The organism is Streptomyces sp. LBL (assembly GCF_029893585.1).
In the GTDB taxonomy this organism is placed as follows: Bacteria; Actinomycetota; Actinomycetes; order Streptomycetales; family Streptomycetaceae; genus Streptomyces.
The window spans coordinates 38,775-62,647 of record NZ_JARXYX010000025.1 but is presented as its reverse complement, the minus strand read 5'-3'; the positions used below and the strand labels follow the sequence as shown (position 1 = coordinate 62,647).

The 23,873-nt window shown below is 71.7% G+C and carries 22 protein-coding genes and 1 pseudogene; 17 read left to right on the top strand and 6 right to left on the bottom strand.

Annotated elements, in window-relative coordinates; all coding sequences use genetic code 11:
* Window positions 1–2: 2 nt before the first annotated feature.
* Window positions 3–1,427 carry an amidase gene (locus M2271_RS27700; protein WP_280890066.1) on the bottom strand — a complete coding sequence of 475 codons (1,425 nt, stop codon included), beginning with the start codon at window positions 1,425–1,427 and terminating at the stop codon, window positions 3–5.
* A gap of 113 nt (window positions 1,428–1,540) precedes the next feature.
* Here M2271_RS27700 and M2271_RS27695 point away from each other — a divergent pair.
* The 17 genes and pseudogenes from M2271_RS27695 to hypE all read left to right on the top strand — a co-directional run.
* A pseudogene (locus tag M2271_RS27695) lies at window positions 1,541–1,690 on the top strand (AbfB domain-containing protein); the annotation flags it as partial.
* 57 nt (window positions 1,691–1,747) lie between these two features.
* Window positions 1,748–2,062: a DUF6400 family protein gene (locus M2271_RS27690; RefSeq protein ID WP_280890135.1), complete on the top strand. Its 315-nt coding sequence runs from the start codon at window positions 1,748–1,750 to the stop codon at window positions 2,060–2,062.
* Entirely contained in the window at window positions 2,049–2,306 is a 258-nt protein-coding gene (locus M2271_RS27685) for a hypothetical protein (RefSeq protein WP_280890065.1), read from the top strand. The genes M2271_RS27690 and M2271_RS27685 overlap by 14 nt, the downstream gene beginning before the upstream one ends.
* 194 nt (window positions 2,307–2,500) lie before the next feature.
* A complete protein-coding gene (locus M2271_RS27680; protein ID WP_280890064.1) occupies window positions 2,501–4,207 on the top strand; it encodes a hydrogenase maturation protein in 1,707 nt (568 codons plus the stop codon).
* A gap of 138 nt (window positions 4,208–4,345) precedes the next feature.
* Complete coding sequence (locus tag M2271_RS27675) at window positions 4,346–5,434, top strand: hydrogenase expression protein HypE (protein WP_280890063.1); 1,089 nt, start codon at window positions 4,346–4,348, stop codon at window positions 5,432–5,434.
* A gap of 103 nt (window positions 5,435–5,537) precedes the next feature.
* Entirely contained in the window at window positions 5,538–7,322 is a 1,785-nt protein-coding gene (locus tag M2271_RS27670) for a nickel-dependent hydrogenase large subunit (RefSeq protein WP_280890062.1), read from the top strand.
* Window positions 7,319–7,864, top strand: a complete 546-nt coding sequence (locus tag M2271_RS27665) for a hypothetical protein (protein WP_280890061.1) — start codon at window positions 7,319–7,321, stop codon at window positions 7,862–7,864. Before M2271_RS27670 ends, M2271_RS27665 begins: the two co-directional genes overlap by 4 nt.
* A complete protein-coding gene (locus M2271_RS27660; RefSeq protein WP_280890060.1) occupies window positions 7,861–8,565 on the top strand; it encodes a DUF5947 family protein in 705 nt (234 codons plus the stop codon). The genes M2271_RS27665 and M2271_RS27660 overlap by 4 nt, the downstream gene beginning before the upstream one ends.
* Window positions 8,562–9,254, top strand: a complete 693-nt coding sequence (locus M2271_RS27655) for a DUF6084 family protein (RefSeq protein ID WP_280890059.1) — start codon at window positions 8,562–8,564, stop codon at window positions 9,252–9,254. The genes M2271_RS27660 and M2271_RS27655 overlap by 4 nt, the downstream gene beginning before the upstream one ends.
* Window positions 9,251–10,702, top strand: a complete 1,452-nt coding sequence (locus tag M2271_RS27650; RefSeq protein ID WP_280890058.1) for a hypothetical protein — start codon at window positions 9,251–9,253, stop codon at window positions 10,700–10,702. Before M2271_RS27655 ends, M2271_RS27650 begins: the two co-directional genes overlap by 4 nt.
* Complete coding sequence (locus M2271_RS27645; RefSeq protein ID WP_280890057.1) at window positions 10,699–11,241, top strand: hydrogenase maturation protease; 543 nt, start codon at window positions 10,699–10,701, stop codon at window positions 11,239–11,241. The genes M2271_RS27650 and M2271_RS27645 overlap by 4 nt, the downstream gene beginning before the upstream one ends.
* Window positions 11,242–11,549: 308 nt before the next feature.
* Window positions 11,550–11,948, top strand: a complete 399-nt coding sequence (locus tag M2271_RS27640) for a hydrogenase maturation nickel metallochaperone HypA (RefSeq protein ID WP_280890056.1) — start codon at window positions 11,550–11,552, stop codon at window positions 11,946–11,948.
* A 3-nt stretch (window positions 11,949–11,951) separates the two neighbouring features.
* Window positions 11,952–12,860, top strand: coding sequence for a hydrogenase nickel incorporation protein HypB (hypB, locus tag M2271_RS27635; protein ID WP_280890055.1), 909 nt, complete (start codon window positions 11,952–11,954; stop codon window positions 12,858–12,860).
* The gene (gene hypF / locus M2271_RS27630) at window positions 12,857–15,274 is read left to right on the top strand and encodes a carbamoyltransferase HypF (protein ID WP_280890054.1); all 2,418 of its coding nucleotides are present in this window, start codon (window positions 12,857–12,859) and stop codon (window positions 15,272–15,274) included. The genes hypB and hypF overlap by 4 nt, the downstream gene beginning before the upstream one ends.
* A 32-nt stretch (window positions 15,275–15,306) precedes the next feature.
* Complete coding sequence (locus tag M2271_RS27625) at window positions 15,307–15,621, top strand: HypC/HybG/HupF family hydrogenase formation chaperone (protein WP_280890053.1); 315 nt, start codon at window positions 15,307–15,309, stop codon at window positions 15,619–15,621.
* Window positions 15,621–16,748, top strand: a complete 1,128-nt coding sequence (gene hypD, locus M2271_RS27620) for a hydrogenase formation protein HypD (protein ID WP_280890052.1) — start codon at window positions 15,621–15,623, stop codon at window positions 16,746–16,748. Before M2271_RS27625 ends, hypD begins: the two co-directional genes overlap by 1 nt.
* Window positions 16,741–17,832 (top strand): hydrogenase expression/formation protein HypE, encoded by a 1,092-nt coding sequence (gene hypE, locus M2271_RS27615; protein WP_280890051.1) that lies wholly within the window; start codon window positions 16,741–16,743, stop codon window positions 17,830–17,832. Before hypD ends, hypE begins: the two co-directional genes overlap by 8 nt.
* 250 nt (window positions 17,833–18,082) lie before the next feature.
* Here the strand turns inward: hypE and M2271_RS27610 are convergent, their stop codons facing one another.
* From M2271_RS27610 to M2271_RS27590, 5 genes are read right to left on the bottom strand one after another with little or no spacing between them, the layout of a single operon-like run.
* A complete protein-coding gene (locus M2271_RS27610; RefSeq protein ID WP_280890050.1) occupies window positions 18,083–19,501 on the bottom strand; it encodes an NADH-quinone oxidoreductase subunit N in 1,419 nt (472 codons plus the stop codon).
* Window positions 19,498–21,003 (bottom strand): NADH-quinone oxidoreductase subunit M, encoded by a 1,506-nt coding sequence (locus tag M2271_RS27605; RefSeq protein WP_280890049.1) that lies wholly within the window; start codon window positions 21,001–21,003, stop codon window positions 19,498–19,500. Before M2271_RS27605 ends, M2271_RS27610 begins: the two co-directional genes overlap by 4 nt.
* A gap of 5 nt (window positions 21,004–21,008) precedes the next feature.
* Complete coding sequence (locus M2271_RS27600; protein WP_280890048.1) at window positions 21,009–22,856, bottom strand: proton-conducting transporter membrane subunit; 1,848 nt, start codon at window positions 22,854–22,856, stop codon at window positions 21,009–21,011.
* Window positions 22,853–23,158, bottom strand: a complete 306-nt coding sequence (nuoK, locus tag M2271_RS27595) for an NADH-quinone oxidoreductase subunit NuoK (RefSeq protein ID WP_280890047.1) — start codon at window positions 23,156–23,158, stop codon at window positions 22,853–22,855. The genes M2271_RS27600 and nuoK overlap by 4 nt, the downstream gene beginning before the upstream one ends.
* Window positions 23,155–23,715 (bottom strand): NADH-quinone oxidoreductase subunit J, encoded by a 561-nt coding sequence (locus tag M2271_RS27590; RefSeq protein ID WP_280890046.1) that lies wholly within the window; start codon window positions 23,713–23,715, stop codon window positions 23,155–23,157. The genes nuoK and M2271_RS27590 overlap by 4 nt, the downstream gene beginning before the upstream one ends.
* Window positions 23,716–23,873: the final 158 nt, after the last annotated feature.

Here is a 23,873-nt window from a genome sequence, read left to right as displayed (position 1 = left end):
CCTCATGCGACGGGGGAATCCGAGACCACCGGCTGCGGCGGCCAGGCCTCGTGCCAGCGCAGTTCCGCCTCCAACTGCGCGGCGAGCGAGAGCAGCAGCGGCTCGCTGTTCGCCGGTCCGAGCAGCTGGGCGCCCACCGGCAGACCGCCCGAGACGAAACCGGCGGGCACGTTGACGCCGGGCCAGCCCAGCACGTTCCACGGCCAGGCGTAGGGACAGGCCGCGATGATCGCGCGCTCCGTGGCCAGGCCGCGCAGGTTCAGCAGGGCGCCGATGTGCGGCGGGGGCGCGGCCGTGGTCGGCGCGAGGATCACGTCGTACGACGTGAAGAACCGTCCGATACGACGGTGCAGCACCGCCTCGGCGCGCCGGGCCGCCCGCAGCGGCGCCCCGCCGAGCAGTCCGCCCAGCCGGGCGGTCTCCCGGGTGCGCCGGTCGAGGAGTGCGGGGAAGGGTGCCTCGCGCACGCGCTCGGCGATGCCGGCGGTGGCGCGGGGGACGAACGTCAATCCGATCTGACCGTACGGTGGATCGGCCTCCTCGACCGTGTGCCCCAACGCGCCGAGTTTCTCCGCGAGTTCGACGACCCGGGCCCGTACCTCCGGCTGGAGTCGGGCCGGCACGGCGGTGAACGGCGGCTTCAGGGAGAGGGCGATGCGCAGTCGCCCGGGGTCGCGGCCGACGGCCTCGCACGCGTCGACGGGCGGCGGTTGGTGCGGGTCGCGCTCGTGGTTGCCGCTCGCCGCGTCCAGCAGCAGGGCCGCGTCGGCGACCGTACGCGCGAGGGTGCCGTTGACCGTGATGCCCTGGAAGGACTCGCCGCGCGGCCAGGTGGAGACGCGGCCGCGCTGCGGCTTGATGCCGATCAGGTGGGTCCAGGAGGCGGGGATCCGCACCGAACCGGCCCCGTCCGAGCCCAGCGCGGCCGGCACCAGCCCTGCGGCGACGGCCGCGGCCGAACCGCCCGAGGAACCGCCGGGAGTGTGCTCGAAACTCCACGGATTGCGAGTCGCGCCGAACGCCGGCCCCTCGGTGAACGGCCACTGCCCGAACTCGCAGGTGTTGGTCTTGCCGACGATCACGGCCCCGGCGGCCCGCAGGCGCCGCACCGCCTCGCCGTCCTCCGCGACCGGCGGGAACTCACCCCGGCAGCCGAACGCGGTCGGCTCGCCCGCCACGTCCATGTCGTCCTTGACGGCCACCGGCACCCCGAGCAGCGGCTTGCGGATCCCCGCGGCCAGCGCCTCGTCCGCGGCCTCCGCCTCGGCGAGCGCCGCCTGTGTCCGTACGATCCGGAAGGCGTTCAGGGACTCCTGCGAGGCCTCGATCCGCGCCAGGGCCCCCTCCACGAGCGCCCGGGCGGTCACCTCCCCGGCGGCCAGCGCACGGGCGGACTCCGTCAGGCCTGAGGAACGGTCGAGCGTCATGCGGGACACCTCCGGGAGCGCGTTGTCTACCGAACGGTAACGTCCGCGGGGGTGCGGCGGAACGACCCGGGCGGCAGCGGCGGTTCGATGACCCGGATGCCCGCCGCCACAGGCGCTCGGCCACCTTCCCCACCCGCTGCTGGCAGGCGCGGTCCTCGCTGCTCAACCTCCCCGTGGTGACCGGCTCCAGCACCACCGCGGAGAGGCGGGCGTCCACCTTCATCCTGGTCGCCGGCCTCGCCGACGCGAACGCCGTCTCCTTTGTGACTTCTCCCACCTGCTCTTGCCGGGGCGCGGAACGCTTCCCTACGTTCGGTCGCATGTCCCCCCACAGCGGTGCCCTTCCTGACGAACCGGACGAGTCGGCCGCAGCGAGCAGACCTGCGGCGAACCGCCCTGACGCCCTCCACTCGGTCGCCCTGACCGTCGATCTGAGCTCGCACGAACTGCTCCGGCGCGCTCACGTCCTGGCCGCTCTCGCCTCCGACTGGGACCCCGTCGCCGTACTGCGCGGCGAGGAAGCGGCGTATGAGCTGCTCTATTCCGGCCTCAGTGCGGAGCAGCAACGCGTGTACGACGAACTGGTCGAGGCCGGTGTGCTGCCCCGGGAAGGGGGCGGCCATGTTGCCGCTTGACCCGCAGGCCGACATCGGGCGTCGCGCCTGGGTGGCCTGTCCCCACTGCGACGACCGGCGCGGGTGCGGCACCTGCGAGCAGGGGCGCACCTGCTCCGAGCACTGGTGCTACCTGCTCTCCAACATCGGCAGCCTGCTCCACCTGCAGTGCCGGTCGTGCGCTCACATCTGGAGTCACGAGACCCATTTCGGTGCCACCCGCTCCCCGTGGGAGCGCGTCACCAGCGGCCTGCGACGACAGTGATTCACGCAGAACCGCCGACTCGGTGAGCGGGTCGTAGGTGCCGGCGCGGGCGATGGCCGGTGAGGCCGGACGGCGGATCGGCACCCGCTTTCGGATGACCTCACCGTCCGTCGTCGGGGGCCGCACGCCCCCTTGACGGAGGATCACGGTCGGCGGCCGTCCCCTGCCTGCCGTTCGTCCGCCCGGAGGCAGCCGTGCACATCCTGATCCTGGCCAGCGCGTTCAACAGCCTCACCCAGCGCGTCCACGCCGAGCTGCGCGACCGTGGCCACACCGTCGCGGTGGAACTCGCCCTGCCCGGCAGCCCGTTGCCGGACGTCGTACGGCGCCACGCACCGCAGCTCATCGTGGCGCCGCTGCTGAAGACGGCGATCCCCGCGGAGGTGTGGACTGCGCACACCTGCCTCATCGTTCATCCCGGGCCGGTGGGCGACCGCGGACCGTCCTCCCTGGACTGGGCGATTCACGAGGGCGTCGACCAGTGGGGCGTCACCGTGCTGCAGGCCGACGAGGAGATGGACGCCGGAGACGTGTGGGCCTCCGTACCGTGCCGGGTCCCTCCGCTGTCCAAGAGCGAGTGGTACCGCGGCGAGATCGCCGACGCCGCGCTCGAAGCCGTCCTGCTCGCCGTGGAGCGCTTCGCCGGCGGAACCCACGTACCGCGCAAGCAGGACGCGGTATCCACGGCCGACGCCCGCCTGCGCGTTCGTCCGTACCTCGACCAGAGCGTCCGGCGGATCGACTGGGCCGAGGACTCCACACCGGACGTCCTGCGCAAGCTGAGAGCGGCGGACTCGCAGCCCGGGGTGCGGGACGTACTGCTCGGCGGTGAGTGGTATCTGCACGGCGGTCATCCCGAGAGCGACCTGCGCGGACGCCCGGGCGAGCTGCTGGCCACCCGCGCCGGGGCGGTCTGTCGGGCCACCACGGACGGCGCCGTGTGGATCCCCGAGCTGCGGCCCCGGCGGGAGCCCGGGCACCCGCCCACGTGCAAACTGCCCGCCGTGCGGGCCCTGGGTGACCGGCTGCCGCCGCTGCCCGAGCACGCCCTGCCCCCGCTGCCCGAGGTGGGGCACCATACCTGGACGGACATCCGCTACCGGGAGGACGGGAACGTGGGCTTCCTCTCGTTCTCCTTCCCCGGCGGCGCCATGAGCACGGAGCAGTGCCGACGTCTGCTGGACGCCTACCGGGCGGCGTGCGCGCGGCCCACGTCGGTGCTGGTGCTGGGCGGCGAACGGGACTTCTTCTCCAACGGGATCCACCTCAACGTCATCGAGGCAGCCGACGACCCCGCCGCCGAGTCCTGGGCGAACATCAACGCCATCGACGACCTGGTCGAGGCGGTCCTGACGACGACGGACCGGCTGGTGGTCTCGGCGATCGCGGGCAACGCCGCGGCGGGCGGGGTGATGCTCGCCCTGGCGGCCGACGAGGTGTGGTGCCGCTCGGGCGCCGTGCTGAACCCGCACTACCGTCTGATGGGCCTGTACGGCTCGGAGTACTGGACGCACACCCTGCCGCGCAGGGTGGGTCCCGCGACGGCCGAACGGCTCATGCGTGAGGCTCTCCCGGTGAGCTCGGCGGGCGCACTGCGCCTCGGTCTCGTCGACCGGGTGGTCGACTGCGGTCCTGACGAGTACGCGCCGGAGGTCGGCGGCCTGGCGGCGCGGCTGGCGGCACTTCCGGCGACGGCGTCACGGATCGCCGCGAAGAAGACGGCCCTGGACCGGCTGGAGAGCGCGACCCCGCTGGCCGGCTTCCGCGAGCAGGAGCTGGCCCGGATGCGCCGGACCTTCGACGACCCGGACGCCCCGTATCACCCTCTGCGTCGTTCCTTCGTCCACAAGGAACGGCCACCGTGCACCCCGCCACACCTCGGTCCCGCCGCGTTTGCGTAAACCGGCCCGACCCCCTCCGCCACGGATGTCACCGGAACGGCCCCCGATGGTGTCTCGTCACGGTCGGACGGCTGATACGAAGAAAGCTGACGGCCGAAATGTGGGCCTTCATCCCTTACCTCCCCAGGAGGCGGTCCCATGACTGAGGCGACGCCGGGCACGGTGGGCGCTGCGGACGCAGGCGGCGCGCCCGCCGACGAGACACCCACGATCCACATTCTCTGGATCAACGCGGGGCTGAGCTGCGACGGCGACTCGGTCGCGTTGACGGCGGCCATGCAGCCCAGCATCGAGGAGATCGTGCTCGGCGTGCTGCCGGGTCTTCCGAAGATCGCCGTCCACTGGCCGCTCATCGACTTCGAGTGCGGTCCGGTCGGCGGCTCGGACACGTTCATCGAGTGGTTCTTCAAGGGGGAGCGGGGCGAGATCGACCCGTTCGTCCTGGTCGTCGAGGGCTCCATCCCCAACGAGGCGATCAAACCCGAGGGCTACTGGTGCGGCTTCGGCGACAACCCGGAGACCGGCCAGCCGATCACCACCAGCGAGTGGATCGACCGGCTCGCCCCGAAGGCACTGGCGGTCGTCGCCATCGGCACCTGCGCCACCTACGGCGGCATCCACGCCATGGCGGGCAACCCGACCGGCGCGATGGGTGTGCCGGACTACCTCGGCTGGGACTGGAAGTCCCACGCCGGCATCCCCATCGTGTGCGTCCCCGGCTGCCCGATCCAGCCCGACAACTTCTCCGAGACGCTCACCTATCTGCTCTACCAGGCGGCCGGCGCCGCCCCGATGATCCCGCTGGACGACAAGCTGCGCCCCACCTGGCTGTTCGGGGCCACCGTGCACGAGGGCTGCGACCGCGCGGGCTACTACGAACAGGGCCAGTTCGCCCTCTCGTACGACTCGCCGACCTGCCTGGTCAAGCTCGGCTGCTGGGGCCCGGTCGTCAAGTGCAACGTGCCCAAGCGCGGCTGGATGAACGGGATCGGTGGCTGCCCCAACGTCGGCGGTATCTGTATCGCCTGCACCATGCCCGGGTTCCCCGACAAGTTCATGCCGTTCATGGACGAGCCCCCCGGCGCCAAGGTGTCGAGCAACGCCAGCGGGGCCTACGGCACCGTGGTCCGCAAGCTGCGGTCGATCACCGCCAGGACGGTGGACAAGGAGCCCAAGTGGCGCCGCGCCGGAGACAAGATCACCACCGGATACCGACCCCCGTGGTGAGCATCCGCCGCGAGTGATCCGCTCCTTGCTTCGTGCACCCCCCCGCACAGCTTCGTGCACCCCCCAACACGAACCTCCCGCGCAACGAAGGGCACGGCAACAGATGGCACCGAAGACGAAGGCGGCCGGTGACGGCAGTGGCCTCGTGGAGATGGCCTGGGACCCGATCACCCGGATCGTGGGCAGCCTGGGCATCCACACCAAGATCGACTTCAAGCAGAAGCGGGTCGCGGAGTGCTACAGCACGTCGTCGGTCTTCCGCGGCTACAGCGTCTTCATGCGCGGCAAGGACCCCCGCGACGCCCACTTCATCACCAGCCGCATCTGCGGCATCTGCGGGGACAACCACGCCACCTGCTCGGTGTACGCGCAGAACATGGCGTACGGCGTGAAGCCCCCGCACCTCGCCGAATGGATCATCAACCTCGGTGAGTCCGCGGAGTACATGTTCGACCACAACATCTTCCAGGAGAACCTGGTAGGGGTCGACTACTGCGAGAAGATGGTCAAGGAGACCAACCCGGGCGTCCTCGAACTCGCCGAGCGCACCGAGGCCCCGCACGCCGCCGAGCACGGCTACCGCACCATCGCCGACATCATGCGCTCGCTGAACCCCCTGGAAGGGGAGTTCTACCGCGAGGCCCTCCAGGTCAGCCGCTACACGCGCGAGATGTTCTGCCTGATGGAGGGCCGCCATGTGCACCCCTCCACGCTCTACCCGGGCGGCGTCGGCACCATCGCCTCCGTCCAGCTCTTCACGGACTACCTCAGCCGGCTGATGCGCTACGTGGAGTTCATGAAGCGCGTCGTGCCCCTGCACGACGACCTGTTCGACTTCTTCTACGAGGCGCTGCCCGGGTACGAGGAAGTGGGCCGCCGACGGGTCATGCTCGGCTGCTGGGGCGCGCTCAACGACCCCGAGTACTGCGACTTCACCTACGCCAACATGACCGACTGGGGCCGGCGCATGTTCGTCACGCCCGGCATCGTCGTCGACGGCAAGCTCGTCACCAACGACCTCACCGAGATCAACCTCGGCATCCGCGTCCTGCTGGGCAGCTCCTACTACGAGGACTGGCAGGGCCAGGAACAGTTCGTCACCCACGACCCGCTCGGCAACCCGGTGGACCCGCGCCACCCGTGGAACCAGCACACCATCCCCGCCCCGCAGAAACGGAACTTCGACGACAAGTACAGCTGGGTCATGTCCCCGCGCTGGTTCGACGGCAAGGACCACCTCGCCCTGGACACCGGCGGCGGCCCCATCGCCCGCCTCTGGTCGACCGCCCTGTCCGGACTCGTCGACACCGGGTACGTGAAGGCCACCGGCCACAGCGTGGTCATCAACCTGCCCCGCACCCTGACCAAGCCGGAGACCACCTTCGAGTGGAAGATCCCGCAGTGGTCCAACGCGCTGGAACGCAACCGCGCACGTACCTACTTCCAGGCCTACACCGCCGCCATCGCCCTGCACTTCGCGGAGAAGGGTCTGGAGGAGGTCCGGGCCGGACGCACCCAGACCTGGGAGAAGTTCGAGGTCCCGGACGAGAGCATCGGCGTCGGCTTCACCGAGGCGGTCCGCGGCGTCCTCTCCCACCACATGGTGATCCGCGACGGCAAGATCGCCAACTACCACCCGTACCCGCCCACCCCCTGGAACGCCAGCACCAGGGACACCTTCGGCACGCCGGGCCCGTACGAGGACGCCGTGCAGAACACGCCCATCTTCGAGGAGAACACCCCGGAGAACTTCAAGGGCATCGACATCATGCGCGCCGTCCGCAGCTTCGACCCCTGTCTGCCCTGTGGCGTCCACATGTACGTCGGGGGCGGCAAGACGGTGAAGTCGATGCACGTGCCCACCGGCCTGAGCGGACTGGGCGGATGAGCGCGGGCACGACTGCGGCGCCGGTGGACGCGGAGCTGACCGGACGCCGGGTCGAGGAGGTGCTGGACCGGCTGACCGCGAGCGGCGACCCCGCCGCCACCGTGGCGGCGGAGGAACTCGTGCGGTCCCTCATGGACTTCTACGGAGCCGGCCTGGCCCGCATCCTCCACCTGCTGTCCTCCGCTCCCGGCGAGCCGTCGGCGGGACTGCTCGGTGACGAACTGGTCGCGAGCCTGCTCGTCCTGCACGACCTGCACCCCGAGGACCGCGACACCCGCATCGCCCGGGCCCTCGACAGCGTCCGCGAACACGCCCTGGACGTCGTCGACTTCGACGAGGAGAGCGGCACCCTGACGCTGCGGGCCCGGCAGACCGGCGGCTGCGGTTGCGGGTCCGGCCCCGGAGCGGGCGCGGGCGCCCGGGAAGCCGCCCAGGCGGCGCTCGCCTGCTTCGCACCGGAGGTCAGGGCCGTCGACGTACGGAGCGAACCCGCGGGGCCCGCGCTCCTCCAGATCGGCACGGCACCGACGGGAGCCCGATGACGGTGTCCCTGACGACGCGCACGCCCGGTCTGCGGAGGTTCCTCACCGAGAGACCTGCACAGCCCGAACGGTGCGAGCTGTGCGCCGTGACGGTGGAGGCGGACCACCGTCATCTTGTCGACACCGAGAAACGCGCCCTCGTCTGCGCCTGTGCCCCCTGCGCGCTGCTGATGGAACAACCGGGCGCCGCCGCGGGCCGCTTCCGCACGGTCCCGGCCCGCTACCTCACCGACCCCGCCCACCACCTCGACGAGAGCGCGTGGGACGCGTTGCAGATCCCGGTCGGCGTCGCCTTCCTCTTCCGCAACGCGGCACTCGACCGGCTGGTCGCCCTCTACCCGAGCCCGGCCGGAGCCACCGAGAGCGAACTCGAACCGGCCACGTGGACGGCGGTCCTCGGCGGCAGCCGCCTCGCCTCACTGCTCGAACCCGACGTGGAGGCGCTGCTCCTGCGCCGCACCGACGGCCGCTGCGATTGTCACCTCGTACCGATCGACCTCTGTTACGAACTGGTCGGCCGTATGCGCCTGTTGTGGCAGGGCTTCGACGGCGGTGCCGAGGCCCGCGCCGCTCTGGACTCCTTCTTCGCGGACGTCGCGCGACGCGCCCGGCCCGTGGACGGGGCGGGGAGCCGGTCGGACGGGGCGGGGAGCCGGTCGGACGAGTCGGGGAACCGGCCGGATGGGGCGGTGCGGCCGTGACGGAGTTCTCCTTCGCCTGCACCGGCGTCCGCGCCGACCGGTACGCCGCCGGACCGACCCTCGTCTTCCGGCTGCGCGTCACCGCCGCCGGCAACGCACGTGTGCACGCCCTCGCGCTGCGCTGCCAGATCCGCATCGAACCCGCCCGCCGGGCCTACGAGTCCGCCGAGGCCGACGGGCTGGCGGACCTCTTCGGCGAGCGCTCACGCTGGGGCAGCACGCTCAAGCCGGTGCAGTTCGCCCAGGTCCCGCTCATGGCCCCCGGCTTCACCGGGGAGATCGATGTCGACCTTGTCGTGCCCTGCACCTACGACATGGACGTCGCCGCGACCCGTTACCTCACCGCCCTCGGCGGCGGCGAGGTTCCGCTGCTGATGCTCTTCTCCGGCACGGCGTTCACCGGAACCGGCGGTTTCCAGGTCGAGCCGGTCCCGTGGGATCGGGAGGCCATTTTCCGGATGCCGGTCGCCACCTGGCGCGAAATGATCGAGCAGCACTTCCCCGGGTGCGGCTGGATCCGGCTGCCGCGCGCCACCATGGACGCCCTCCTCGCCTACCGCTCCCAGCACGCGCTGCCCTCCTGGGAGGCGACCCTCGAGGCCCTGCTCGACGACAACGGCGCCGCGGACCCGCCCCGGAGGGACCCGCTGCGCGCGCTGACCCGCACCACCGGAAGGACGGATCCGTGACCGTGCCCGCGTTCGCCCCCGAGACCGAGGAACGCTTCGCCCTCGCCCGGCAGGTGGCCGACGCCGTCCTCTTCGAGGGCTATGTGCTCTACCCGTACCGCGCCTCGGCGGCCAAGAACCGGCTGCGCTGGCAGTTCGGGGTGCTCGTGCCGCCCACCTGGGGCGCCGAGTGCGAGGAGCACGACTTCCAGCACACCGAATGCCTGATGGAACCGAAGGCGGGGGCGACCCTCTCGGTCGAGGTGCGCTTCCTGCACGCCCGGCGCCGCACGGTACAGCGGGCCCGCCCGGACGGTGGCTTCGACACGGTTGCCGAGCTCCGCCTCGACGACCGGGTGCTGGTGCCCTGGGACGAAGGGGGCGAGGAGCGCGTCGAGGTGGTCGCGTCGGTGGACGAGCTGCTCGGCGACGGCGTCACGCATCCCTTCCGACGCCCCGCGCGGGAGGGCACCGCACCGGTCCTGGACGCGGCCGGCCGTACCGTCGGCCGACTGGTCCGGCGGTCCGAGGAGATCAGCGGGACGATCCGGCTGTCCGCCCACGAACTCGACGGCCCCTACCGGACCATGCGGCTGACCGCCGTCGTCGAGAACACCAGCGACTGGACACCGCCCGAGGGCCGCGACGCCGACCGGGAGGCGGCGCTGCCGCGCTCCCTGGTCGCCACCCACATGCTCATGGCCCTCAGCGCCGGATCGTTCCTGTCGATGACCGATCCCCCCGAGTGGGCGAAGGGCGCGGTCGCCGCCTGCCGCAACCTGCACACCTGGCCCGTACTCGCCTGCGAACCCGGCCGCGCCGACCTCGTGCTGTCCTCGCCGATCATCCTGGAGGACCATCCGGCCATCGCGCCGGAGAGCCCTGGCGCGCTGTACGACGCCACCGAGATCGACGAGATCCTCGCACTGCGCACGGCGGCGCTCACCGACGAGGAGAAACGCGAGGCCCGGGGCACCGACGAGCGGGCGGCCGCCGTGATCGAGCTGGCGGACTCGATGCCGGCCGAGGTTCTGGAACGTCTGCACGGGGCCGTGCGCAGCCTGCGCGAGGTGACCGGCCCGGTCCCGGCCGCCCCGGACGGGGGCCCGGCCGCACCGGACGGCGGCTTCCCCGACGAGTACGGGGTGCAGCGGCCGGAAACCCCCTGGTGGGACCCGGCGAGCGAGGCGGGGTTCGACCCGGCGCGGGACCGGGTGGTCGTGGACGGCCGGCCGGTGGGCCAGGGCAGCCGCGTCGAGTTGCGCCCGGGCCTGCGGCGCACCGACGCGCAGGACATCTTCCTGCGGGGCCGGACCGCGAAGGTCGAGGCGGTGCTGCACGACGTCGACGGCGGAGTGCACCTGGCGGTCACGGTCGAGGGCGACCCGGGCGCCGACATCCGCCGCGAGCAGGGACGGTTCCTGTACTTCCAGCCCGACGAAATCACGCCGCTGGAGGACGACGTATGAACCCCTCCCCGCAGTCAGGGCCCAGGACCCTCGTCGCCGGCGTCGGCAACATCTTCCTCGGGGACGACGCCTTCGGCGTGGAGACCGCGCGCCGGCTCGCCGAGCGCGACCTGCCCGGACACATCGAGGTCGTGGACATCGGCGTACGGGGGGTGCACCTCGCCTACCAGCTCCTGGACGGCTACGACACCCTCGTCCTCGTGGACGCCACGGCACGCGGCGAAGTCCCCGGCACGCTGTACGTCATCGAACATGACGCCGGCGGGAGCCCTTCGCCCGCCGCCCCCACGCTGGACGGCCACCGGATGACCCCCGACGCCGTCCTGGCACTGCTGGGCATCCTCTGTGCCGGGACCGGCGGCGTGCCACCACGCCGTGTCCTGGTCATCGGGTGCGAACCGGCCTCGGTGGCGGAGGGCATCGGTCTCAGCGCGCCGGTGTCCGGCGCCGTACCGGAGGCCGTCCGGCTGATCGAAGAGCTGCTGCGGGACGGCGAGCCGTCCGTGGTTCAGGCCTCAACCGCTGAGGCTGCGACATGAGGAGAGACGGGATGAAGAAGATCGTCATCGGCGGAGCGGCCCTTGCCGCCATGGTCGCCGTCGTCGTCGAGGTGCTCCCCGATCTGAGGCGCTACCTGCGCATCCGACGGATGTGAACGGTGGGCGCCACCGTTGTGCCCCGCGGTTGCGTCGAACGGCGTACCCGCCGGACGGTCACGGCGTGCCGGGCCGTGCGGCCAGGCGGTGCGCGCCTCTAATGAAGGCCGACCGGAGGCAGGCCGCGGGACGCGAGCGGGATGCAAGCGGGATGCAAGCGGGATGCAAGCGGGACGGAAGGACGGGGACCCATGCACGAGATGTCCGTCGCGCTGGCCGTCGTCGACCAGGTGGCAGAGGCCGCAGCGCGGGCCGGTGACGTCACGGCGGTGCGGTCGGTGCGGCTCCAGGTGGGCGAACTGGCCGGAGTCGTACCCGACGCACTCGCCTTCTCCTTCGAACTGGCCTGCGCCGGAACCCTGCTGGAAGGCGCCGAACTGATCACCGAAGCGGTGCCGGGGCGGGCCCGCTGCACGCCCTGTGCGCACGAATGGGCCGTCGGCATGCCGCCCCGGCTGACCTGCCCCGAGTGCGGCGGAGCGCGTACCGACCTGCTCACGGGCCGGGAACTGCAGATCCTCGACGTGCACTGGGAGGACGGCGGCCCCCCGCACGCGCCCACCCGCGAACCGATCTCCGAGGAGTGCTGAACCATGTGCCGTGTCGTCGACCTGCGGCAGGCCGTACTCGCGAAGAACGACGCGAGCGCCCACGACCTGCGCGCTCACCTCGCGGCCCGAGGCACCGCGGTCGTCAACCTGCTGTCCAGTCCGGGCAGTGGCAAGACCGCGCTGCTGGAGCGCGAACTCCTGCGGGCACGGGAGCGGTCCGTTCCCGTCGCGGCGCTGAGCGCCGACCTCGCCACCGAGAACGACGCGGCCCGCCTGGCGCGTTCGGGTGTCCCGGTCAAGCAGGTGCTCACCGACGGACTGTGTCATCTGGAGGCGGGGATGCTCGCCGGGCACCTGGACGGATGGCTGCCCGACGACACCCGGCTGTTGTTCGTGGAGAACGTCGGCAATTTGGTCTGCCCGGCCTCCTACGACCTGGGGGAGACGCTGAGGGTCACCCTCGCCTCCGTGACGGAGGGCGAGGACAAGCCGCTCAAGTACCCCACCGCCTTCGGCCTCGCCCACCTGGTCGTGGTCACCAAGACCGACCTCGCGGAGGCCGTCGAGTTCGACGAGGCCGCGTTCCGCGCGAACGTGGAGCAGGTCAACCCGGGAGTCGAGGTGGTCCTGACCTCGGCGCGCCGGGGGCAGGGAGTCGGCGCGCTGCTCGACAGGGCGATGGCAGCAGCGGACGGTGCACCCGTCCACTCGCCGGTCATGGCTCGGCTGTCCCACCATCACGGTCACGGTCACGCGCATACGGACAGCGGTCACGCGCATGCGGACAACAGTTACGCGCGTGCGGACAACGGTCACGCGCATGCCGACACCGGTCACACGCACGCGGACGACGGTCACGTGCAAGCGCCCGACGGCAATACCCACGCGCCCGACGGTCACACCCACGCGCACCCGGAGGCCACCGGCACGATGGCCCACACCCCCTCGTGAGCGGTCCGCAGGCCTCGGCCGCCGTCGCCGAGGGCCGAGGGGACACTCCCCGACGCCGCCGGGTCACCGTCCGGGGGGTGGTGCAGGGCGTGGGCTTCCGGCCCTACCTGTACGGCCTCGCCACCGAACTCGCCCTGGCCGGGCACGTGACCAACACTCCGGAGGGCGTCGTCGTGGAGGTCGAGGGCACCGCCTCGGCCGTGGCCCGGTTCTGCGAACGGATCGCCGCCCAGGCACCCCCGCTGGCCCACGTGGAGTCCGTCCACCACCGGGAGATGCCTCCCGTCGGCGGCACCGCGTTCACCATCCTCACCTCCCGCGCCGATGGACCGGCCCGCACCCTGGTCTCCCCGGACTCCGCCACCTGCGCCGACTGCCTCGCCGAGCTGTCCGACCCGGCCGACCGGCGGTACCGCCACCCGTTCGTCAACTGCACCCACTGCGGCCCACGCTTCACGATCGTCACCGGTGTCCCGTACGACCGGGCCCACACCACCATGGCCGGCTTCGCGATGTGCCCCGACTGCGCCCGGGAGTACGCGGATCCGGCCGACCGGCGTTTCCACGCGCAGCCGGTCGCCTGCCCGGCCTGCGGGCCGCGTCTGCGGCTGGTCGTCGCCCAGCGGCCAGGGCTCAGGAGCGCCGAGGGCGCGGACCCGGTCACCGAGGCGCGCACACTGCTGACGCGGGGCGCGATCCTCGCCGTGAAGGGCCTGGGCGGCTACCACCTGGCCTGCGACGCCACGAACCGGACGGCAGTCGCCCTCCTGAGACGCCGGAAGGCGCGCGGGGACAAGCCGTTCGCCCTCATGGCCAGGACCGCGGACGACGTCCGTCACCTCGTCCGGCTGAGCCCCGAGGAGCGGAGCCTGCTCGAAGGCCGGGCCAGGCCGGTCGTCCTGCTGAGGCGGCGTCCGCAACCGCCGTACGCCGCCGGGGACCCGCGGCCCGCCGAGGCCGTCGCGCCCGGCAGCCCCGACCTCGGTGTGATGCTGCCGTACACGCCCCTGCACCATCTGCTGCTCGGCCTGCCCGGCGACCCGGACGGCCCCCGGCTGCTTGTCATGACCAGCGGCAACGCGTCCGGTGAGCCGATCGTCACCGACGACACCGAGGCGTTGGAGCGGCTCGCGCACCTGGCCGACGCCTATCTCACCCACGACCGGCCCATCCATGTCCCGTGCGACGACTCCGTGGTCCGCGTCTGCGACGGGGAGCCGCTGGTGATCCGCCGCTCCCGTGGCTACGCCCCGCTGCCGGTCTCCCTCCCGCTGGCCGTGCGGCCGGCCCTCGCCGTCGGCGGAGACCTGAAGAACGCCTTCTGCCTCGGGGCGGGCCGCCGCGCCTGGCTGTCGGCGCACATCGGCGACATGGACGACGTCGGTACGCAGCGGGCCTTCGAGCGCGCGGCGGCGCAGTTGGAGTCCATCACGGGGGTGCGGCCCGAGACCCTGGCGTCCGACCGGCACCCCGGCTACCGCTCCGCCCACTGGGCCGACCGGAACGCGGCGCACCGGCCCGTCGTGCGCGTCCAGCACCATCACGCGCACGTCGCCGCCGCGATGGCCGAACACGGGCTGGACGGCACCCGGGCGGTGATCGGCGTCGCCTTCGACGGCACCGGCCACGGCGACGACGGCGCCGTGTGGGGCGGGGAGTTCCTGCTCGCCGACTACGACCGCTTCACCCGGTTCGGGCACCTCGCGTACGTCCCGCTGCCGGGTGGCGACGCCGCGGTACGCCGGCCGTACCGCATGGCGCTGGCCCACCTCAGGGCGGCCGGGATCGGCTGGTCCGACGATCTCGCCTGTACGGCCGTCTGCCCGCCCGACGAACTACGCCTCCTGGAACGGCAGTTGGAGCGTGGACTGAACTGCGTCCCCACCTCCAGCATGGGCCGGCTCTTCGACGCCGTGTCCTCTCTCGTCGGGGTGTGCCACCGAGCCGGATACGAGGCACAGGCCGCCGTCGAGCTGGAAGGGACGGCGCTGCACGCACCCGCCGAGGACACCACGGCGTACGTCTTCGCACTGCACGCGTCGGAGGAGAACCGGGACGGCGCCGTAAGGGCCGATCCGGCGCCGGTGCTCGCGGCGATCGTCGACGACCTGCGCGCGGGCGTCGATCGCGCCGTCATCGCGGCTCGCTTCCATCGGAGCGTGAGCGGCCTGGTGCAGAAGATCTGCGGGCGGGCGCGGGAGCGGCACGGGCTGGACACGGTCGCCCTGACCGGCGGTGTGTTCGCCAACACGCTGCTCTCCTCGGCCTGTGCCGCCGTCCTGCGCGAGGAGGGCTTCACGGTTCTGCGGCACCACCTGGTGCCGCCGGGCGACGGCGGTCTGGCGCTGGGCCAGCTGATGGTGGCCGCCCGCGCCACCCCCACTCCCACCCCCACTCCCACTCCCACCGACTGAGCAAACGCGCGACTTACAGCGAGGAGAGGCTCATGTGCCTGGCGGTACCCGGCAGAGTGCTGGACATCGAGGAACGGGACGGCACCCGGATGGCCACCGTCGACTTCGGCGGAGTGGTCAAGGAGGTGTGCCTGGAGTACCTGCCCGACCTCCAGGTCGGCGAGTACGCCATCGTCCACGTGGGGTTCGCCCTGCAACGGCTGGACGAGGAGTCGGCGCGGCAGACCCTCGACCTCTTCGCCGAACTCGGCCTGTTGCAGGAGGAGTTCGGTGACGCCTGGGAGGCGGCGGCGGAGTCGGCGGCGGCGGAGTCGGGCGCGGACCCGGTGGAAGAGGTGCGCAAGTAATGAAGTACATCGACGAGTTCCAGGATCCGGAGCTGGCGCGTCGGCTCCTCGACGACATCCACGCCACGGTGACCAGGCCATGGGCCCTGATGGAGGTGTGCGGAGGGCAGACGCACAGCATCATCCGCCACGGCATCGACCAACTCCTCCCGGCGGAGGTCGAGTTGATCCACGGACCCGGCTGTCCCGTGTGCGTGACCCCGCTGGAGGTCATCGACAAGGCTCTGGAGATCGCCTCGCGACCGGAGGTGATCTTCTGCTCCTTCGGCGACATGCTGCGCGTGCCCGGCACCGGACGGGACCTGTTCCAGGTCCGCGGGGAAGGCGGTGACGTACGCGTCGTCTACTCGCCGCTCGACGCCCTGCGGATCGCGCGGCAGAACCCGGACCGCGAGGTGGTGTTCTTCGGCATCGGCTTCGAGACGACGGCACCCCCCAACGCCATGACGGTCCATCAGGCCCAAAAGCTGGGCATCCGGAACTTCAGCATGCTGGTGTCCCATGTCCGCGTACCACCGGCGATCGAGGCGATCATGTCGTCGCCGAGCTGCCGGGTGCAGGGTTTCCTCGCGGCCGGGCACGTCTGCAGCGTGATGGGCGTGGGGGAGTACCCGGACCTGGCCGAACGTTTCCGTGTTCCGATCGTCGTGACCGGCTTCGAGCCACTGGACATCCTCGAAGGGGTGCGCCAGGCCGTCCGTCAGCTGGAACGGGGTGAGCACACCGTCGACAACGCCTACGCCCGTGCCGTCCTCCCGGAGGGCAACCCGGCCGCCCGGGCCATGCTGGAGGACGTCTTCGAGGTCACCGACCGGGCCTGGCGCGGCATCGGGGTGATCCCCGACAGCGGCTGGCGGCTGTCGTCGAAGTACCGCGACCACGACGCCGAGTACCGCTTCCCGGTCGGCGGAATCCAGACGGCCGAGCCCGCCGAGTGCCGCAGCGGAGAGGTCCTGCAGGGACTGCTCAAGCCGCACGAGTGCGAGGCCTTCGGCACTCTGTGCACCCCGCGCACTCCCCTCGGAGCCACCATGGTCTCCAGCGAGGGCGCCTGCGCCGCGTACTACCTCTACCGGAGGCTGGACATGCCCGCCACCAAGGCCCGGGAGGCGACCCCCGTTGTCTGACACCACAGATCTCCCCTCGCCCTACGCCCCCTCCGCCCTGGACATCGAGGGGTGGACGTGTCCGGCGCCCCTGCGTGACCGGCCGCGTGTCGTCATGGGCCACGGCGGCGGTGGAGTCCTCTCCGCCGAACTGGTCCAGCAGATCTTCGCCCCCGCCTTCGGCGGCGAGGTGCTCGCCCAGATGGGTGACGCCGCCGTCCTCTCCCTGGGCGGCGCCCGGCTGGCGTTCTCCACCGACTCCTACGTGGTGCGGCCGCTGTTCTTCCCCGGCGGCAGCATCGGCGACCTGGCGGTCAACGGCACCGTCAACGACCTCGCCATGAGCGGCGCCCGCGCCGCCTACCTCTCCTGCGGATTCATCCTGGAGGAGGGCGTCGAGCTGGACGTGGTCAGGCGGGTGTCCGAGGCGCTGGGTACGGCCGCGCGTACCGCCGGTGTGGAGGTGGCGACCGGCGACACCAAGGTGGTGGAAGCCGGACACGGCGACGGGATCTACCTCAACACCGCGGGCGTCGGTCTCGTCCCGGCGGGCGTCGATCTGCGCCCACAGCGGGTCGTCCCCGGCGACGTCGTGATCGTCAGCGGCGCCATCGGTCTGCACGGGGTGGCGGTCATGAGCGTGCGCGAGGGCCTGGAATTCGAAGTGGAGATCGAGAGCGACTGCGCGGCGCTCGGCGGCCTGGTCGACGCCATGCTCGCCGTCACCCCGGATCTGCACGTACTGCGCGATCCCACCCGGGGCGGCCTGGCGGCCTCGCTCAACGAGATCGCTCAGGCCTCCGGCACGGGGGTGGTCGTCCGGGAACGCGAGGTCCCGGTCCCACCGGCCGTGGCGAATGCCTGCGCCATCCTCGGACTGGACCCCATGTACATCGCCAACGAGGGCAAGCTGGTGGCCTTCGTTCCGCGCGAGCACGCCGACGCCGTCCTGGAGGCGATGCGGGTCCATCCTCTGGGAGCGGACTCCGTGATCATCGGTGAGGCCGTCGAGGCGCATCCCGGCATGGTCGTGGCCCGGACCGGCCTGGGCGGAACGCGGGTCGTCGATCTGCCGATCGGCGAGCAACTGCCACGGATCTGCTGACGGATCTGCTGACGGAACTGTCGACAGAGGTGCTGACGGACCTGCCGACAAGTCTCCTGAAAGACCTGCCGGCAGGGCGACGCTCGTCGAGGAGTCCGCCGTCCGGGCGTGAGGGGACCGTCAACCCGCTCAGCGATCGGACGGCGGGTCCTGCGGGTCCACGCCGGTCTTGGCAGAAGCGTCCTCGGTGCCGCTGGGGCGCTGGGAGCGGCCCTTGTGTCCGGGGTCGCGTCTGCCCTTCTCGGGTACGTCAGTGACCGATCGACCCGGTCAGTACGTCCAGGACCGGTCCGCCGCCGATGCCGAGGCCGAGGGACACGGCTGCGGCGGCGTAGGCGACGACGCGTGCCGCCCGGTCGCCGTCGGCCAGGGGCACGGATCCGCCCCCGGAGACCGCGGGCACGATCCAGCGCAGGTAGTAGAAGAGCGACGCCACGGTGTTGACGGCGGCCAGGACGGCGAGCCATGCGTAGCCGCCGTCGAACGCGGCACTGAACACCTCGAGCTTGCCGAGGAAGACCGCCGTCGGCGGGGTGCCGACGAGCCCCAGCAGACAGATGACCAGGCTCGCGGCCAGCAGCGGACGCTCCTTGGCGAGACCCCGGTAGTCGGCCGTGGACTCGGCCTGGGGAAGCGCGCAGAGCACGGCGAACGCGCCGAGATTGGTGACCGTGTAGGCCGCGAGGTAGTACAGCAGCGCCGGCTGGGCGAGGTCCGCGCGGCCCGCCACGGCCACCGGCATGAGCAGGTACCCGACCTGGCTGATCGTCGAGTAGGCCAGCAGCCGCTTGACGTCCTGCTGGAAGAACGCCCCCAGGTTGCCGAGCGTCATCGACGCGGCGGCCAGTACGGCGAGGAGCGCGGCCCACGGCAGCGTGCTGTCCGCGAAGACGACGTCCCTCAGGCGGAAGAGCGCGGCCAGTGCCCCGATCTTCGGGATGCTGGTGAGCAACGCGGCCACCGGCGGGCTGCTGCCCTGCACCGCGTCGGGCACCCAGAAGTGCGCGGGCACGCCGCCGGCCTTGAACAGCACGCCCGCCAGCAGCCCGATCGCACCCACGGCGAGCAGCGCCTCGGGCGCGTCGCGGAACTCCGTCCCGAGCATCGGATATCCGCTCGCGCGCCCGGCCGCGTAAAGGATGGTGATCCCGGTCAGCAACAGCACCCCCAACAGGGCGCCGACGACGTAGTACTTGAGGGCCGCCTCGGTGCCTGGCCCGTCCTTGCGGAAGCCCGCGAGCGTATACGCCGGAATGCTCGCCAGCAGGTAGGCGGCGGCGAACAACAGGAGGTCCTGCGTGCCCGCCATCATCAGCGCGCCGAGGGACGCCAGTTGCACCAGGACGTAGAACTCGCTCTCCCGCGCATCGCCACGCAGCGGACCGAAGGAGACGCCGAGGACGAGGAGCGTGCCGCCGAGAACCACGATCCTGGACGTGCTCGTCACCGGGTCGACGGCGAACGCCTCGCCGAAGGCGGTGGTGGCAGGCCCCGCCGCGGCCACGGACGCCGCGACGATTCCCGCCACGCACGCGACGACGGCCAGCAGCCCCACCGCCCACTGCCGGGCACGGGGCAGCCACGAGCCGAGCAGCAGGCCGAGCACGGCCGACGCGGCCAGCAGTACCTCGGGCAGGAGGTCGAGCGGGTTCTCGTTCATCTCGGTCATCGGGCGAGCAGCTCCAGGACGGAGCGCGAGGCCGGCTCGATGACGTCGAGCAGGAAGCGCGGTGCCACTCCGAGCACCACGGCCAGGACGAGCAGCGGTACGACCGCGAGGCTTTCGTGCGTGCGCAGGTCGGCGAACGCGCGGGGTGTCCCCGGGGCGTCGGGCAGGCGCAACGGCCCCATGAGGACCTGCCGCAGCGCCCGCAGGAACAGCCCGGCCGTGAGGAGGATGCCGAGCACGGAGAGTGCGGTGGCCAGGGGCCGCGGTCCGAGACTTCCGGTGAAGATCTGGAACTCGGCGACGAAGCCGGAGAAGCCGGGCAGGCCGAGGGAGGCGAAGGCCGCGATGCCGGTCATCGCCGCGAACACGGGGGCCACACCCGCGACTCCGGAGTAGGAGGGCATGTCGTACGTCCGCCCCCGCTCGTACAGCACTCCGGCCAGCAGGAACAGCGCACCGGTGAGCAGCCCGTGGCTGACCATCTGGGTCACCGCTCCGGTGACGGCGAGGGAACGGGCCTGCTCGGAGCTGTCGGCCGTCGCCGCGGCGGCACCGACGGCGAGGACGATGTAACCCATGTGGTTCACGGAGGTGTAGGCGACCATCCGTTTGAAGTCGGTCTGCGCGAGCGCGACCAGGGCCCCGTGCAGGACCGACACGACACCGACGACGACCAGCACGAGGGCGTAGCGCCGCCAGGCCTCGGGGAGCATCGGCATGGCGATGCGCAGGAACCCGTACGTGCCCATCTTCAGCAGCACTCCGGCCAGGATCGCCGAACCGGCGGCCGGCGCCTCGACGTGAGCCGGTGGCAACCACGTGTGGAACGGCACCGTCGGCGTCTTCACCGCCAGGCCCACCAGTACGGCCAACAGGACGAGGCCGCCGTAGACGGACCGTCCGGCGAGCGGGTTCTGCCGGGTCAGCTCGACCATGTCGAAGGTGTGCGGGGAGGCGGCCAGGTACAGGCCGATGAAGCCGAGCAACAGGGCGAGCGACCCGATGAAGGTGTAGAGGAAGAACTTCAGCGCGGCGCCGGCCGCCTGCCGGTGGCCCCAGCCGGCGATGACGAAGTACATCGCCACGATGGACAGGTCGAAGAAGACGAAGAAGAGGATCAGGTCGAGGGCCGCGAACAGGCCCAGGCAGGTGGTCTCCAGGAAAAGGAACAGTGCCGCGAACTCGCGGATTCGGCGGTTCTCGCGCAGTGAGTACAGCGCGCAGGCCAGGAACAGCAGACAGGTGAGGGCGAGCAGCGGCAGGGACAGGCCGTCCACGCCGACGTGGTAGCCGACGCCCGCGCTGGGGATCCAGCGGGCGCGTTGCTCGTACTGCATGCCGCCGTCGGTTTCGTACCCGGCCCACATCGCGACGACGAGGGCGAGTTCGACGGCCGACACCGCCACCCAGATGACGCGGAACACCGCTGGAGTCGTGCGTCGGGGCAGGGCGAAGAGCAGCAGCGCGACGGCCGTGGGTGCGAAGACGAGGGTGGTCAGCATCCGGGTCACCTCATGAGGACGAGCACGACGGCGAGGACGGTGAAGGCCGCGACGGCCTGGGCGAGGTACTGGTGCAGCTGTCCGGTCTGCGGGCGGCGGGCCCAGCGGCCGAGCGCGCTGGTCCCGGACGCGACCGCCGTCACCGTGCCGTCGATGGCACGTTCGACGACGGCGTTCGTCCAGCGGGCGAGCCGTACGGCCGCCACCGCCGAGCCGTCGGCGGCACGGTCCAGGCCTCGCTCGTCGAACGCGGCGGCGGCGCGGGCGAGCCACATCACCGGGGCGACCAGGAGGACCTTCGCGGCACGCTCCAGGCGCAGCCAGTCCACGAGCGCGGACTTGGCACGGCCGGGCAGGGGCAGCGAGCGCGTGTTCCAGGACCAGGCGACCGCGGCCGCCAGCAGGGCGATCGCACCGGAGAGCACGAACTCCCAGGCAGCCGGGGCGAGTGGAGCGGGGCCCGCGACCACGCGTCCGACCGCCGCACGCAGGGGCGGGAAGGCCAACGGCGTCAGGGCGAGACAGGCCAGGGCCAGCGGGACCAGGGGCGGCACAGCACCGACGGGGATACGGCGGGCATCGGGACGGGGCACCTCGGGCTGCCACACGTACCACAGGGCCTTGGCGCTGTAGACGGCCGACAACAGGGCCGCGGCCAGCCCCACGCCGTACAGCCAGGGACTGGTCTCCAGGGCTCCCGCGAGCAGGACGTCCTTGGCGGCCCACAGCGAGAGCGGCGCAAGCCCGGCCAGTGACAGCGCGGCCACGGTGAACAGGGTGCCGAGGGTCGCGTGGCGGCGCGCGGCGCCGAGCAGTTCGGGGAGCTGTTGCGTGCCCAGCGCCGTCAGCCAGGCACCGGCCGCCAGGAACAGCAGGCTCTTCGCCGCGGCGTGGGCGATCAGCTGCAACGTGCCGCCCGAGGTCGCCCCGACACCGGCGGCCAGCACCATGAAGCCGATCTGCGCACAACTGGACGCGGCGAGCAGCTGCTTGAGGTCGGTCTGGGCGGCGGCGACCAGGCCGAGGCACAGCGCGGTGGCCGCGCCCGTCCACGCCACCACGTCGTCGCCCCAGCCGGAGGCGTCCAGCAGCGGTCCGGTCCGCAGCAGCAGGTACGCCCCCGCGACCACCATCGTCGCCGAGTGCAGCAGCGCGGAGACCGGGCTCGGGCCCTGCATGGCCTTCGACAGCCAGAAACTGAAGGGCAGTTGCGCGGACTTCCCGAGGGCCGCGACGACGATGCCCGCCGTGACGAAGGACAGCCACGGGTCGTCGGCGCGGGCAAGGGCGTCGAGGGAGAGCGTCGAGTCGCGGCCGCCCGCCAGCGCGGCGCCCGCTGCCAGGTAGAGACCGAGGTCCGCCGTGCGGGTGGTGAGGAACGCGGTGTCCGCGGCACTCGTACGCTGCGGATCCCGCCACCAGTAGCCGATGAGCGCCCAGGACGTGGCGCCCATGACCTCCCAGCCCAGCAACAGGGCGGGGAGGGTCGCGGCCGTCACGGTGAGGAGCATGCTCCCGGCGAACAGCAGCATCAGCCCGAAGAAACGGGCGCGCGCCTCGGCCGGGCCGAACTCGGCGGCACTGAAGAGGAGTACGGCGAGGGTCACCCCGGTGACGGTGACCACCAGCAGCCCGGACAGTCCGTCCACGGCGAGCCGCAGCGGCAGCCCGTCGAGGAACGGAGCCTGCGCGGTGGGGTGCCGGAAGGCGGCCGTGACGGCGAGTCCCGTCGCGGCGAGGGCGACCGTGAGGGCCAGGGCGGGGGCGATCCGGTCGGCCCTGCGGCCGGCCGACAGCAGCAGGACACCGGAACCGAGCGGCACGGTGACCAGCGCCCACAGCAGGGCGCTCACTCCTTCAACTCCGCCGCCATGTCGGTCATGTCGATCTCCCGTGACCGGAACAGGGCGGTGACCACGGCGAATCCGATCGCCATCTCCAGGGCCATCGCCGTGACCGCCACGACGATCAGCACCTGGCCGTCGGCGGTCGCCGGCGCGATGTAGTGCCAGACTGCGGCGGCGGCCAGGATCACCCCGCCCAGCATCAGTTCGAGGCCCATCATCAGCATCACGATCGACTGCTGGGTGAGGGCTCCGAACAGCCCGATGCAGAACAGCGCCGCGGCCAACAGGAGAAACAGCTCCAGACTCACCGGCCGACACCGCCTCGTACGGGATCGTTCGCGCGCCGTGCCCGCAGGTCGTCGCCGAGCCGGTCGTAGCGTCCGCGGCGGGTGGCCAGCACCACCGTGGCGACGATCGTCGCGAACAGTGCCATGCCCAGCGTCATCATGGTGAGCATCTGGGGGCCCATGAGGGACATGCCGAGATCCATGGTCGGGTCGTCCGGGGCCCTGCCCTCGCGCTCGGGCCAGGGCGCGAACAGGATCCCGGCGGCCAGCAGCGCGAACACCAGCCCGCAGACCACGGCCGCGCCCTTCTTGTTGTGGATCATCGTCATCGGCATGAGCCCGGCCGGGTTCATCATGTACATCACCATGAAGACGGCCATGACGGCCATCTCGATGGTCATCATCAGCACGATGACGATGCCGAGATAGTCGAGTCCCAGCAGCACGACGAGCCCGCCCACGCACAGGAGCGAGGCCAGCAGGGAGAACGTCGCGCGGGCCATGGAGTCGAAGCGGAACACCATCACGCCGCTGACGACCCCGAGGACCGCCAGCACCCAGAAGACGGCGACACCCATTTACGTCCTGCACCTCGCTCTCGTCCTCGGCCTCATCCGGCTCGGGCTCGTCCTTCTCGTGCTCATCCGGCTCGGCCTCATCCGGGTCGGCCTTATCCGTCTCGGCCTCGTCCTTATAGCGCTCATCGGTCTCGGGCTCGTCGGTCTCGGGCTCATCC